Genomic DNA, 13920 nt, shown 5'->3' with positions numbered 1-13920 from the left:
AGTAACTGAATCAAGACAGGAGATTCACCATGGCAACTCCCGCAGACAAGGCAAAAGAGGTCAAGGCCGGTTTCACCTTCCGCAAGTACAAGGACGGTGACCAGGAATGGCCCTCCTTGCAATCGCGCATTTTCACGGCCGACGAGACCGACAAGTGCCCGACCTACGTGCACAAGACCCCGCCCTGCCAGGCGAGCTGCCCCTCTGGCGAGGACATCCGCGGCTGGCTGAACATCGTGCGCGGCATCGAAAAGCCGCAGAAAGACATGGCCATGCAGGAATACGCCTTCCGCCGCCTGACCCAGGCCAATCCCTTCCCATCCATGATGGGTCGCGTCTGCCCGGCGCCGTGCCAGACGGGTTGCAACCGCAACGTGGTCGAGGACTATGTCGGCATCAATGCCGTCGAACAATACATCGGCGACACCGCGCTCCAGAACAAGTACAGCTTCAAGCCGGCCGAAAAGTCCACCGGCAAGAAAGTCGCCGTCATCGGCGGCGGTCCGGCCGGCCTCGCGGCAGCCTATCATCTGCGTCTCAAGGGTCATGCGGTCACGCTGTTCGACGATCACGCCGAGCTCGGCGGCATGGCCAAGTATGGCGTGCCCGGCTATCGTCTCCCGCGCGAAACGCTGAACGGCGAAATCAATCGCATCACCAGCATGGGCGTCGAGGTCAAGCTCAAAACCCGCGTCGGTGTGGACGTGCCGATGAAGGACGTGGAAAAACAGCACGACGCCGTGCTGTTCGCCATCGGCTGCAAGTCCGGCCGCGCCCTGCCCGTTCCCGGCGCGGACGCGCCGAACTGCATCACCGGTGTGGCCTTCCTCGAGGCCTTCAACCAGGGCCGCCTGCAAGCCGTGTCCGGCCGCGTGGTCGTGATCGGCGGCGGCGACACCTCCATCGACGTGGTCTCGGTGGCGCGCCGCCTCGGTTACATCAAGGAAATGGCCGAAACCGAGCGTCCGGAATACGTCGTCATGGGCCAGACCGCCCACGATGTGGCGGTCACGGCGCGGAAGGAAGGCGCCGACGTCATGCTGATCTCGCGCCAGCCGGTGGAAAAGATGAACGCCGCCAAGCATGAAATCGATGATGCCCAGCGCGAAGGCGTGGTCATCCAGGGCTCGCTGCAACCGAAGGAAGTCATTCTCGACGGCAACGGCCGCGCCAAGGCGCTGCGCGTCGTCGAGCTCGACTTCTCGGCCAACCCGCCAGTGGAAAAACCGGGCACAGAAAAGAATATCGAGGCTGATCTCATCGTTTCCGCCATCGGCCAGATGGGCGATTTCCGCGGCATGGAAGACTTCAACAACGGCAAGGGCTTGATCAACTCCGACAAGTTCTACCAGGTGCCCGGCAAGCCCGGCTACTTCGTGTGCGGCGATATCATTCGCCCGCACCTGCTCACCACCGTGATCGGTCAGGGCTCGATCGCCGCCGAGAGCATTGATCATTACCTGAAGAAAGAGGAAATGAGCAAGCGCCCGAAGGTGGACGTGCACCACTTCAACCTGCTCGCCAAGCTGAACGAGGTCGGCCTGACGCCGAAGGAATTCAAGCCGGATGGTCCTGAAACCGAGCGTGGAATCGATCGCGGCCTGCGCGGCACCTCGGAACAGGGCAAGGCCGTCGGCGGCTACGCGATCCACAACTTCGAGGACCGCTCCGACGCCGAGGTGTGCCAGTCGAACGAGCTGTTCCTTGGACATTTCCAGTACACGGCGCGCCTGAAGCGCACCGAGATGGTGCCGGACGCCAACGAGGTGCTGGGTCACTTCAAGGAACGCATGCTCGGCCTGGACGAGAAACAGGCCGTGGACGAAGCCAAGCGCTGCATGAGCTGCGGCATGTGCTTCGAGTGCGACAACTGCGTGATCTACTGCCCGCAGACGGCGGTCAAGCGCACGCCCAAGACGGAGTCGACCATGGGCCGTTACGTGTACACCGATTACGATCTGTGCATCGGTTGCCACATCTGCGCCGACGTCTGTCCCACCGGCTACATCAAGATGGGCATGGGCGGCGATCACTAAATATCCGGTACGCGCGAGGGCTGAAGGCGTGAGACGCAAAACGACAATCATTGCCGGTGTAATCGCGGCGCTGGCCGCGGGTCTGTTCGCGGTCGGCATGGTGCGGGCCACGGATTCAGCAGCCAAATCCGGCGGCCCCGGTCCGGTGGTGAAAATCCACCGCGGCGAGCAGTGCGTGGAAGACACCGGGTACATGCGGCGCAACCACATGAAGGTCATCTTGCACCAGCGCGACAAGACCATGCACCAGGGCATCCGCACCGCGAAACACAGCCTCAAGAACTGCGTCGACTGTCATGCCGATCCGGTCACCGGCAGCGTGCTCGGCCAGGACGGCTTCTGTGCCTCCTGCCATGAGTACGCCTCGGTCAAGATCGACTGCTTCAGCTGCCATACCGACAAGGCAGACAAGGCCGCCCTCGCCACGCTGCCGCCGCCGAAACCGGCCACAGGGGTGAAACCATGAGTCTCAATCGTCGCGAATTCATCGCCATCGGCGGCGCCGCGGCCGCCGCCACGGCGCTCGCGCCCGGGCTGCGCCTGGTCGAGCTGGCGCAGGCGCGCTCGCCCGACGAGGCAGTGACCAGCCTGCAACGCTGGGGCCTGCTCGTCGATATCGGCAAATGCCACGACTGCGACGCCTGCGTGACCGCGTGTCACGAGGAAAACGGCATCCAGTCGCACGGGCGCCCGGCTACCGACGCGCAGTGGATCCGCAAGGTCACCCTCAAGGACAAGCAGACCGGCTACGTGCAAACCTTGCCGGTCATGTGCCAGCACTGTGAACATCCGCCGTGCGTGGATGTCTGCCCCACCGGCGCCTCGTTCAAGCGCGCCGACGGTATCGTGCTGGTGGACAAGCACATCTGCATCGGCTGCCGTTACTGCATGATGGCCTGTCCGTACAAGGCGCGCTCTTTCGTGCACGAGAAAACCACCGAGCAGAAACCCCACGCCCCGCGCGGCATGGGCACGGTCGAGTCCTGCACGCTGTGCGTGCACCGCGTGGACGCCGGAAAGATCCCTGCCTGCGTCGAGGCCTGCAACAAGGATGGCAACCAGGCCATGGTCTTCGGCGACCTCAAGGATCCGAACAGCGCGATCACCAAACAGCTCGCGTCCGCACCCAGCACTCAACTGCGCCCGGACCTGAATCTCAACACCGGCGTGCGTTATCGGGGGATTTGACGCATGGCACATATGCAATACGGAACCATCGGGCCCCGCAGCGTCGGCTTCTATGCCGTGCTGGGCATACTCGGCAGCATCACCCTCGCCGGACTCGGTGCCGCCCTGTACATGGAGCACCACGGCCACTGGATCACCGGCATGTCCAACCAGGTCATGTGGGGCCTGCCGCATGTCTTCGCGGTGTTCCTGATCGTGGCGGCTTCAGGCGCGCTCAACGTCGCTTCGATTGCCTCGGTTTTCGGTCGCCAGATGTACAAGCCGCTGGCGCGCCTTTCAGGCCTGCTGGCGATCACCCTGCTCGCCGGCGGTCTGGCGATCCTGGTGCTGGACCTTGGGCGGCCCGACCGCCTGATCGAGGCCATGACCTATTACAACTTCAAGTCCATCTTTGCCTGGAACATCTACCTGTATATGGGTTTCTTCGGCATCGTCATCGTTTATCTGTGGATGATGATGGAGCGGCGCATGAACGATTACAGCAAACCGGTCGGCATGCTGGCGTTCGTCTGGCGCCTGACCCTCACTACCGGTACCGGCTCCATCTTCGGTTTCCTGGTGGCGCGCGAGGCCTATAACTCGGCAATCATCGCGCCCATGTTCATCATCATGTCCTTCGAGTTCGGGCTGGCGATATTCCTGATGGTGCTAATGGCCGGCATGCGCTGGACCGGGCGCGAACTGGGCGACGTCGTGTTTGGCCGCCTGCGCAACCTGCTGGGCGTGTTCGTCGCCGCGGTGCTCTATTTCGTCACCGTCTATCACCTGACCAACCTGTACATCACCCAGCGCCACGGGGTCGAGGGCTTTATCCTGCTGCACGGCGGCGTATACACGCAGATGTTCTGGCTCGGCCAGGTCCTCGTCGGCGGCGTTATCCCGCTGGTGATTCTGTTCTCCGGACTCGGCAAGTCGCGGGCGCTGGTCACGCTGGCCGCCATTCTGGTCGTCCTCGGCGGGCTGGCCCAGATCTACGTCATCATTATCGGCGGCCAGGCCTACCCGATGCCGCTCTATCCCGGTAAAGAGATCGTCAGCAGCAGTTTCTTCGACGGCGTGGTGACAGTCTACAAGCCGACCCTGCCCGAGGTGGTTCTCGGCATCGGCGGTATCGGGCTGGCGCTGTTCATGGCGGCCTTCGCCATGCGGGTGCTGCCGTTCCTCCCGCAGAGCCTGTCGGACGCCGCGGCCGATCCTCACTACAAGGCCGATGCTGCCAAGCCGCAAGCCGCCACGGCCTGATTTTTAATATTTTTGAAACCGCAGATAAACGCAGATAAACGCAGATTTAAAAACAAGAGCCCCATATCAACTGTTCGGGGTTTTTGATCCGCGTTCATCTACGTTCATCCGCGGTTCCATCCATCATAAGGTGAGTGCATGAACCGGCTGCTCATCTCCGCTGCGCACAAATCCTCCGGCAAGACCACGCTGAGCATCGGTCTGTGCGCCGCCCTGCGCCAACGCGGTCTGGCGGTACAGCCGTTCAAGAAAGGCCCGGATTTCATCGACCCCATGTGGCTGTCGCTGGCTACCGGCCGCGATTGCCACAATCTCGATTTTTTTCTGATGGGCCGCGAGGAAATCCTGCGTACATTCACCACAAGATCGCAGGGCGCCAACATTTCCCTGATCGAAGGCAACAAGGGGTTGTACGACGGGCTGAGTCTCGACGGCAGCAACAGCAATGCGGCCCTGGCCACCCTGCTGCAGACGCCCGTGGTGCTGGTCATCGACGCACGTGGCATGACCCGCGGCATCGCCCCGCTCATTCTCGGCTATCAGGCGTTCGACAAGGATATCCGCCTCGCCGGCGTCATACTCAACCAGCTCGGCGGCACACGGCACGAGGCCAAGCTGCGCGCCGTCATCGAACATTACACCGACATTCCGGTGCTGGGGGCGGTACACCGTGACGACCGTCTCACCATCGTCGAACGTCATCTCGGCCTGATGCCCAGCAACGAAGCCACAGAAGCCAGGGCCAGGATCGATGCCATCGGGTCTCTGATCGCGGATTCGGTCGACCTTGATCGCCTGCTGGCAATTGCCTCCGATGTGCCTGCGTTGACAGTTCCTGCCTCTCCCGTACCCACCCTCTCCCATGTTCTCGCCGGGGCGCACGAAAATCATGTGCGCCCGTTCGACGGCGCGGATGTCCACCGGACATCCGCGACTGCTCCGTCTCACCCCCCAGGCGGGAGAGGGGATTCGGAAGAGAACCCCATTAAGATCGGCATCGCGCGCGACGCCGCCTTCGCCTTCTATTACCCAGGCGACCTCGAGGCGCTGCGCGCCGCGGGTGCCGAGCTGGTGCCGATCAACATGCTGCAGGACAAGAAGTTGCCGGATGTCGATGCCCTGCTCATCGGCGGCGGCTTTCCCGAGGTTTTCATGGAGCAGCTGGAAGCCAACGCCTCATTGCGTCACCAGATCCGCCTGGCCATCGAGACCGGCCTGCCGACGTATGCGGAATGCGGCGGGCTGATGTACCTGGCGCGCAGCCTTTCCTGGAAAGGCAGGCGCTGCGAAATGGCGGGCGTGATCCCGGGCGACGTGGTGATGCACGAGCGTCCCATGGGACGCGGCTATGTCATCCTGCGTGAAACCGGACAGGTCCCGTGGCCGGCCCCGGCAACGGGACCGGCGCCGGCCGAAATCCGCGCCCACGAGTTTCACTACTCCACCCTGGAGAATCTGCCCCCGGATACGGTCTATGCCTACGAGGTGCTGCGCGGAACCGGCATCGACGGCAGGCACGACGGTATCGTCCACAAGAACCTGTTTGCCTGCTACGCGCACCTGCGCGACCTGGAAAACAATCACTGGGCCGCCCGCTTCGTGGATTTCGTGCGCCGGCGGCGCCATACCGGCGCCCGCCAGCAACACGTGCATTGATGGCCCTGACACCGCATCATTAATAAATATCAGCCCGAGGATTCATTCATGATCAAGATCACCCCGGAGGCCGCCGCGCAGGTGCGCCGGTCGGCCGAAACCAGCAGCGCGCAAACCATGCCGCTGCGCATCGCCGCGCGCCGGGAGGCGGATGGTTCCTTCGTCTACGGCATGGGCTTTGACGACGAGGGCGCCGATGATACGCGCTTCATGTCCGAGGGCATCGACGTGCTCGTTTCCAATTCCAGCAAGGACCTGCTCAAAGGCGCCACGCTGGACTTCGTCGAAATCAGCCCGGGCGAGCACCAGTTCATTTTCATCAATCCCAACGACCCGGCGCATACCTCCACACCTCCTCCCGGGGATCAGGCATAACGGCCATATCCACGCCGGTGGCAGCCGTCACACCGCCGCGCGGTCTTCGACACCCACGGAATGTGCGGGTTTACGCCTGGATTGCCGGTGTGTCCTCGGGCAGCTGATTATCAGATTGCTTGATACATGCCGGCTCAGTAATCTATCTTGTTAATGTTCCACGGATTTCCGCCGCTCACGGATGCGGCGTATATATGAACGCTTCCCCGCAACGGTCTGAATCGGATTCCACCCTGCCAGCCACGCTGACGATGCCGCCGGCCGCGGGCTGGCAACAAAAAACATACTGGCTTTTCCTGAATCGCCTGACACTGCCGCTGCTCGGACTGTCGCTGGTGTTTGCCGGCGTTGGCGCCATGGCGTTCCTCATCATGGCCAATCCGCAACATGCCAATACGTTTTATCCGCTGCTGGGCGCACTGCTGCTGGCGGGCCTGGCACTGGTCTGGCTGATCATCGCGCGCGTGCGCCGCGATCTGGTGGAGCCTCTGTCGCACCTGCGCAACTGGTCGCTGCGCATGCGCGGCGGCAATCTGTCCGCGCGCATCCCGGTTCCGGGCGGCGGCGAGTTCCGTGAACTGGCGCAGGACATCAACCGTCTGAGCGACGAGCTGAAGTCGCTGACCATGGAAATGGACTCGCACGTGCGCGCCCAGACCGTGCGCCTGGCACGCAAGACCCAGTCGCTGGACATTCTTTACGACGTGGCTTCGAGCCTCAGCCAGCCGGGCGATCTCGACAAGTTGCTGGAAAGCTTTCTCGATACTTTCATCGAGCTGGTGGATGCCCGCGCCGCGACAGTACGCCTGCTTACCGGTGACGGCCAGACACGCTTGGTCGCCAGCCGCGGTCTGTCGGCGGAAGTTGTCGAGAAGGACCGCACCATGGATACCAGCCTGTGCCAGTGCGGCTGGGCCGCGAAAGAAGGCGGCATCCGCATCCAGCACGGTACCCAACCCTGCGCCAGGTTGCTGGGCATGCCGATGCTGAAACGCGACTGCCAGGAATTCGTTGTCGTCCCGGTCACTTACCAGGACCGTATCCTGGGCGTATACAACCTGTTTCTCGACCGGCCGATGTCGGCGTTGGGCGAGGATATCCAGGATCTGCTGAACAGCGTCGGCAAGCACCTGGGGCTGGCGCTGGAAAAATCCCGGCTCGACAATCACGCGCGGCAGATCGCCATCATGGAGGAGCGCAATATCATCGGCAACGAATTGCACGACTCGCTGGCCCAGGGCCTGGTCAGCATGCGCCTGCAGGTCAAGATGCTCGGCGAGTCCCTGCACAAGAAAGACCTGCGCGCCTCGCAAAGCGAGGTGCGTCATCTGCGCAGCGCCATCGACGAGGCGCACGACAGCCTGCGCGAACTGCTGGCCAACTACCGCCTGAAAATCGACGAGCGCGGCCTGGTGCCGGCGGTGGCCGGCATGGTGGAACGTTTCAGCCAGGAGACCGGCATCAACGTCTATTTCCATAACGAGTGCCGCCGGCTCAGCCTGACACCGCTGCAGGAAAGCCAGATATTCCACATCGTCAAGGAAGCCCTGTCGAACATCCGCAAGCACAGCCACGCCTGCAACGCCCGCATCCTGCTTAATAACGACAGTCATGGCGGCTATACCCTGCTGATCGAGGATGACGGCGAGGGCATCGCGCCGGTTTCTGAATCGCGGCCCGGCGAGCACATCGGGCTCTCCGTGATGCGCGAGCGCGCGGAACGTCTCCCGGGCGAACTCACCATTGAGAGCGAACCCGGCGAAGGCACGCGTATTGTGTTATCGTTCCCGGTCGTGCCGGCAAAAACGACGGCCGCCAAATAACGCCGACAAAAAAGATTTTGAACCGCCAAGACGCCAAGGCCACCAAGAAAACCGGACATGTATATCCAAAAACTTGGCGATCTTGGCGTCTTGGCGGTTAAACCTGTTTTTGAAATCATCTCCTCCAAAGGGGTCAAGAATTGCGCGTCCTGCTGATCGATGACCATGCCCTGGTCCGCAAGGGCCTCGAGGAACTGTTGCGCAGTCGGGGCGTGGAGGTGGTGGCGTCCGTGGGCAGCGGCGAGGAAGGCATTCAGCAGGCCCTGGCGCTCGCGCCGGACGTCGTCCTGCTGGACATCAAAATGCCGGGAATGAACGGCATTGAGACCCTGGAAAAACTGCGTGCCGGCAACGTCACGGTGCCGATACTCATGCTCACCATGAGCCGCGATGATGCCGACCTGCGCGCCGCCCTGCGCGGCGGTGCCGCGGGTTACCTGCTCAAGGACATGGAACCCGAGGATCTGGTGCCGGCGCTGGAAGCCGCCCTGCGCGGCGACAACGTGGTAGCCAAGGAAATGGTGGGAACGCTGGCGCGCATCGTGCAAGGGCAGGCGCAAGAACCGCCGAAACGCTCCGCGGCCCCGCTTTCAGACCTCACGCCGCGCGAGATGGAAATCCTGAGCCACGTCGCGGAAGGTCAGAGCAACAAGATGATCGCGCGCGATCTCAACATCACGGATGGCACCGTCAAGCTGCACGTCAAGGCCATTCTGCGCAAACTGGGCGTGCACTCGCGCGTCGAGGCCGCGGTCATCGCTGTCGAACAGGGTCTCGGCAGAAAGAAAGCACAGAACAACGAAAGTTAAGTAAGAATCTTTGAAAAATGATCTTGAACCGCCAAGACGCCAAGGTCGCCAAGAAAGGCTATTACTCAAAAAGCAATAAAAATTTGGCGTTCTTGGCGGTTAAATTCTTATTAAAAAATTAATTCGCGGCGGTCGGCTCGAACCAGCGCAGCCGCTCGTGCAGCTGCACCACGTCTCCCACGATGATCAGTGTTGGCGCCTTCACCTGCGCCTTCTCCACGATGCCGGGCAAAGTCGCGAGGTCCGCGGTAAGGACACGCTGGTTGCGCGTCGTGCCCTGCTGCACCAGCGCCGCCAGGGTCGTCGGCGGCATGCCGTGACGCATCAGCTCGCGGCAGATGGTCTCGATGCCGTGCAATCCCATGTAGAAAACCACGGTCTGATCCGGCTGCACCAGTGCCTTCCAGTTCAGGTTGACGGTCCCGTCCTGCAAATGCCCGGTCACGAACACGACTGACTGGGCGTAATCACGATGCGTAAGCGGAATACCGGCATAGGCGGCGCAGCCGGCGGCGGCGGTGATGCCGGGCACCACCTGGAACGGGACGCCCTCGGCCGCGAGCGTGTCGATCTCCTCGCCACCGCGTCCGAAGATGAAGGGATCGCCGCCCTTGAGACGCACCACGCGCTTGCCCTCTTTCGCGAGCCGCACCAGCAGGTGATTGATGTCTTCCTGCGGGATCGCATGATTATCGCGTTCCTTGCCGGCATAAATGCGCTCCGCGTCGCGACGTATGAGATTGAGCACCGCCGGCGACACCAGACGGTCGTAAACGACAACGTCAGCCTGCTGCATCAGGTGCAAGGCACGGAAGGTCAGCAGATCCGGGTCACCCGGACCGCCGCCGACCAGATACACTTCCCCGACCGGCGGCTGGCTGCCGTCGATGGCGTCGAGGCGCTGCTGCAATGCCTTTTCCGCGGCCTCCTCCTGTCCCGAATAGACAAGCTCGGCGACACGACTTTGCAGCACTTCCTCCCAGAATTGACGGCGCCGGGATGAGTGAGCAAAGCGCTTCTTGACCTTGTCGCGAAATGACGCCACCAGTCTGGCCAGTCTTCCATACCCTGCGGGAATCAGCGTTTCGAGGCGCGCGCGGATCAGTCGCGCCAGCACCGGCGAACGGCCACCGGTGGACACCGCGACGATGACCGGCGAGCGGTCGACAATGGATGGCATGATGAAGGTGCACAGATCCGGCTGGTCCACGACATTGACCGGGATACCGCGCGCCCTGGCGGTTTCTGATACCTGCTGATTGACGGCGCGATCATCCGTCGCTGCGATCACCAGCACACAGCCTTCCAGCATTTCCGGACGGAACTCCCGGGCCACATGCCTGATTTTGCCGTCGCTGGCCCAGCGCCGTATCGTGTCGGCCAACTCCGGGGCGTACACGGTGACCTGGGCGCCGGCATCCAGCAGCAGGGATATCTTGCGCGACGCGACCTCGCCGCCGCCGATGACGGCGCAGGGACGTTGCCTGAGGTTGAGGAAAATAGGGAGAAAATCCATGGGCGAATTATAACCCGGAATGCCGGCTCGATCGTCCCGGAGCCTATTTCTTCGGTGATATTCAGGAAGTGATGTGGCGGCGGAGGAAAATACGCGCACAGGAAGTGGCGGAGGGAGTGAGATTCGAACTCACGAGGAGCGTAAGCCCCTGCCGGTTTTCAAGACCGGTGCCTTCAACCGCTCGGCCATCCCTCCAAGGAAACGAGAATAGCCCAGAACCAGACACACAGGCTAGACAGGATTTTATTTGTTGCCGAAAACGCCCACCAGCTCAATGCCGGCATAGGCGTCGGTTTCGAGACCCTTTGTCTTGACCGCCCCGAGCTTGAAATTGAGGCTCGCCCGGCTGGTCACGGGTATCTCGTCGAGGACAAATCCGAGCTTGTAGGCCTTGTAATCGGGGTCGCCCTGAAACACGATCTCCACGCCAGACCAGAAAGTGGCGCTGGGCGATTTGTGCAAAAACTTGACGCGCGACCAGTAGCTGTCAGGGCCGGCCGAATACTGGACCGCGCCGGTAAAACGCCATGTTTCGGCAAAACGGCGGTCCGTTTCCGCCAGCAATAAAAGCGCGCTCTGGGTGTCACGCACCCGCGCGTTCAGCCGATCGGGCGTGAGACCGGTATCCCGGTATCCGGCCCCGGCATATATCGCCCAGGAACCGGTGCCGTCGCTGTTCTGGTAGCCGAGTGATGCGGAAAATCCCGGCGCCCGGGCCTGTACCTGTTCCGCTTCCGATTCGAAACGATATTTCACCCAATCCAGCCAGTAACGCTGCACCCAACCCTGACCGAGCGCGGCATCCGTACCGAACGGCACGATGGCGCCGGCGAAGGCATAGGCACTGCCTTGCTCCGCCATTTCCACCCCGGTCAGGCCGAGCCATTCCCGAGCATGGGACTGCCCCGGCCATGCCAGGCTGGCTGACGTCCAGAGCAACACCGCCAATAACCGGAAGGCCGGCGTCGGCATGGAGGAATTATGACTGGCGGGTGATTTCATCCGTGTGTATGGGTTCCAGCGTCACGCGAGACAGATAGATGTCCGCGATGGTTGTCGGCAATTTCTGCACGTCCGTTACTGTCCCCAGCACCCGGTCGCGCGGCATGTGTCCGAAAATATACAGCTTGAGGTGTGTATCCGGCGGCACCGGCTCGAACATGATCAGCCTGGCGGGTTTCCGGGCCCAGTCGGTCCGGGACAACACGGCGAACCTGTCCTGCTGGCCATCCTTGCCGGACGGATGATAAATCACCGGGAGCCATTCTCCCGGCGAGATTTCGGAAACCCTTTCACTTTTTCCGGAGGTGAAGAGGTCGACAGCCCAAGCCACAGGAGTCGTCACACCCTCATGCAAATCCAGAATCTGCCATTGCACATCCGATCCATACAGAAAATTCTCCAATTGAGCGGCGTCGTTGGCGGATTTCCACTTGAACGCCAGCCCATACTCAAGCTTTTTACGCGATGCGCGCTCTCCGGATTCATGCGATCTGGCGCGGCTGCTCCGGGATGGTGTCACTGCTTCATAATGTCGGCTGATACTGGCGGCAAATGGCATGCGTCCACTGGGAAGAAATATTTCACCATTCACATTGGCTGCGGTGGCCACCGGCTTCTCGGATATGAAACGGCAGCCGTCCGCCGAGATGTCCTCCACCAGACCGAGCACCCTGCCGGTTTCCGGTTTGCCGATGAAGGCAGGCAGCGGGATCGGAAAGCGATACTCGCGCCGGCGGTGATTGCGCCGCAACGTGAAGCGCACCACGGCGCCGGCCAGCCCGAGATTGATGCTGGCCCAGAGGATGTTGGCCCAGAAGGCGCCGGGGCTCAGATGCTGCTGCGACTGCCACAGGATCGCCCCGATGATAATGGCGCTTATACTGAGCAACAGCACGAACAACTGCGGAATCACGGTCCGCGCCCGGTCCCGCTCCAGGCTGATCTTTTGCGTGACGGTGAACTTCAGGTGCCGCCCGAAACCGCCGATGGTCGCCAACGCGAACGTGGCAAAGCGGGCCATGTTGTATTGCTCGGTCAGCACGGTGCCGCCATAACCGCGGCCCGCCTCTTCATAGGCCCAGAAACACAGGATGTAGAAGGGAATGAAGTGCAGCAGGAAATCCTTTCCGAGCACGCTGATCGGCATGACGCCCGTCAGCAGCACCACGGCCGGCGCCAGGTAAAAAATGGTCTTCTGCCAACCGTCGAAGTAGGTCAACACCGACGCCAGATAATTCAAACGCTGCGGCAGAGTGAGCCCGCGCGTGAACAAAATGCCTTCCTTGCGCCAGACCTGCATGGCGCCCTGCCCCCAGCGTTGCCGCTGCAGCAGGAACGCGCGCACGGAATTCGGAGCCAGGCCGAACGCCATACTCACCGGATAATAGACCGCCTTATGTCCTTTCTTGTGCAGGCGTATGGAGGTGTGCAAATCCTCCGTGACCGTACCGGTGGCAAAGCCGCCGATGCTGTCCAGGGCGCTGCGTCGCAGGACGGCGCAACTGCCACAGAAATAGGCCGCGTTCCAGCGGTCCTTGCCGCGCTGTATCACGCGGAAGAACAGGGACTGTTCGGTCCAGATGTAACTCAGGCGCCGATGGCGCCGGTGCTGGTAGGAATCGAGGTTGTAGAAATCCTGCGGCGTCTGCACAAACGCCACTTTTTCATCCTGGAAAAAACCCAGTGTCCGGTTGAGAAAATCCTTGTGTGGCACGTGATCGGCATCGAAGACGGCGACGAAATCCGCCTGACTGTGTGACAGTGCGTTATTCAAGTTGCCGGCCTTGGCATCGGTATTTTCAGTTCGCGCCAGATAGCGGCAACCCAGCTCTTTGGCCAGGGCCGCCATTTCGGGACGGTTGCCGTCGTCCAGCAGCCAGGTCTGATGCGGATACTCCATGCGCGTAGCGGCCAGCAGCGTATGCCGCAACAGACTGACGCTCTCGTTATAGGTGGGAATGAACACATCGACCGTCAGGCCTTGCGGCGGGGAGTCGGCCTGCGGCGACGTCAGGCGGCTGACCATGAAAATATGCAGGACTGCCGTCAGGTAACCGAACACCTCGGCGCCCCAGATCAGCCATGAAAAAAACGGGGCGTCCGGATTGAAGGTGCCCAGACGCCAGATCAGGTAATAAGGCGCATAGACAACGAACGCCAGGACGATCAGCGCGCGAAGCCGGGTTACTGCCCGATTGGAAGCCGGTACCACTTTATTAATTCTAGGTCTCTTGGACAGAGACTCTCCCCCGAATTTGCCGCCGATTATAGCA

General features: G+C 61.7%; 11 protein-coding genes and 1 tRNA gene. 8 read left to right on the top strand and 4 right to left on the bottom strand.

The genetic code is table 11. From position 1 onward, the window contains the following. Positions 1 to 29: 29 nt before the first annotated feature. From SCL_RS06240 to SCL_RS06205, 8 genes are all read left to right on the top strand, one after another. The gene (locus SCL_RS06240) at positions 30 to 2036 is read left to right on the top strand and encodes an NAD(P)-binding protein (RefSeq protein ID WP_096360417.1); all 2007 of its coding nucleotides are present in this window, start codon (positions 30 to 32) and stop codon (positions 2034 to 2036) included. Between the two features lie 28 nt (positions 2037 to 2064). Next, entirely contained in the window at positions 2065 to 2502 is a 438-nt protein-coding gene (locus tag SCL_RS06235; protein ID WP_096360416.1) for a hypothetical protein, read from the top strand. Then, a complete protein-coding gene (gene dsrO, locus SCL_RS06230) occupies positions 2499 to 3224 on the top strand; it encodes a sulfate reduction electron transfer complex DsrMKJOP subunit DsrO (protein WP_096360415.1) in 726 nt (241 codons plus the stop codon). The genes SCL_RS06235 and dsrO overlap by 4 nt, the downstream gene beginning before the upstream one ends. Before the next feature lie 3 nt (positions 3225 to 3227). Continuing rightward, a complete protein-coding gene (gene nrfD / locus SCL_RS06225; RefSeq protein WP_096360414.1) occupies positions 3228 to 4466 on the top strand; it encodes an NrfD/PsrC family molybdoenzyme membrane anchor subunit in 1239 nt (412 codons plus the stop codon). 138 nt (positions 4467 to 4604) lie between these two features. After that, complete coding sequence (locus SCL_RS06220; RefSeq protein ID WP_096360413.1) at positions 4605 to 6122, top strand: cobyrinic acid a,c-diamide synthase CobB; 1518 nt, start codon at positions 4605 to 4607, stop codon at positions 6120 to 6122. Positions 6123 to 6170: 48 nt separating this feature from the next. Beyond that, positions 6171 to 6497, top strand: coding sequence for a HesB/IscA family protein (locus SCL_RS06215; protein WP_096360412.1), 327 nt, complete (start codon positions 6171 to 6173; stop codon positions 6495 to 6497). A gap of 194 nt (positions 6498 to 6691) precedes the next feature. After that, complete coding sequence (locus SCL_RS06210) at positions 6692 to 8320, top strand: ATP-binding protein (RefSeq protein WP_096360411.1); 1629 nt, start codon at positions 6692 to 6694, stop codon at positions 8318 to 8320. Between the two features lie 140 nt (positions 8321 to 8460). After that, a complete protein-coding gene (locus SCL_RS06205; RefSeq protein ID WP_096360410.1) occupies positions 8461 to 9129 on the top strand; it encodes a response regulator in 669 nt (222 codons plus the stop codon). A 118-nt stretch (positions 9130 to 9247) separates the two neighbouring features. Here the strand turns inward: SCL_RS06205 and cysG are convergent, their stop codons facing one another. From cysG to SCL_RS06185, 4 genes are all read right to left on the bottom strand, one after another. Beyond that, entirely contained in the window at positions 9248 to 10645 is a 1398-nt protein-coding gene (cysG, locus tag SCL_RS06200; RefSeq protein ID WP_096360409.1) for a siroheme synthase CysG, read from the bottom strand. A 105-nt stretch (positions 10646 to 10750) separates the two neighbouring features. Beyond that, positions 10751 to 10840 (bottom strand) — tRNA-Ser (locus tag SCL_RS06195). A 48-nt stretch (positions 10841 to 10888) separates the two neighbouring features. Continuing rightward, positions 10889 to 11647, bottom strand: coding sequence for a cellulose biosynthesis protein BcsS (bcsS, locus tag SCL_RS06190; RefSeq protein ID WP_096360408.1), 759 nt, complete (start codon positions 11645 to 11647; stop codon positions 10889 to 10891). After that, on the bottom strand, positions 11625 to 13859 hold the full coding sequence (locus SCL_RS06185) for a glycosyltransferase (protein WP_096360407.1): 2235 nt from the start codon (positions 13857 to 13859) through the stop codon (positions 11625 to 11627). Before SCL_RS06185 ends, bcsS begins: the two co-directional genes overlap by 23 nt. Positions 13860 to 13920: the final 61 nt, after the last annotated feature.

It is taken from the genome of Sulfuricaulis limicola (assembly GCF_002355735.1).
GTDB classification, from domain to species: domain Bacteria; phylum Pseudomonadota; class Gammaproteobacteria; order Acidiferrobacterales; family Sulfurifustaceae; genus Sulfuricaulis; species Sulfuricaulis limicola.
The sequence above is the reverse complement of the archived record's forward strand: the minus strand, read 5'-3'. Positions and strand labels throughout refer to the sequence as shown.

Bases quoted from the DNA above. Each gene is read 5' to 3' on its own strand.
- SCL_RS06240 (WP_096360417.1), top strand. From the start codon at position 30: ATGGCAACTCCCGCAGACAAGGCAAAAGAGGTCAAGGCCGGTTTCACC.
- dsrO (WP_096360415.1), top strand. From the start codon at position 2,499: ATGAGTCTCAATCGTCGCGAATTCATCGCCATCGGCGGCGCCGCGGCC.
- nrfD (WP_096360414.1), top strand. From the start codon at position 3,228: ATGGCACATATGCAATACGGAACCATCGGGCCCCGCAGCGTCGGCTTC.
- SCL_RS06220 (WP_096360413.1), top strand. From the start codon at position 4,605: ATGAACCGGCTGCTCATCTCCGCTGCGCACAAATCCTCCGGCAAGACC.
- SCL_RS06215 (WP_096360412.1), top strand. From the start codon at position 6,171: ATGATCAAGATCACCCCGGAGGCCGCCGCGCAGGTGCGCCGGTCGGCC.
- SCL_RS06210 (WP_096360411.1), top strand. From the start codon at position 6,692: ATGAACGCTTCCCCGCAACGGTCTGAATCGGATTCCACCCTGCCAGCC.
- cysG (WP_096360409.1), bottom strand. From the start codon at position 10,645: ATGGATTTTCTCCCTATTTTCCTCAACCTCAGGCAACGTCCCTGCGCC.
- bcsS (WP_096360408.1), bottom strand. From the start codon at position 11,647: ATGAAATCACCCGCCAGTCATAATTCCTCCATGCCGACGCCGGCCTTC.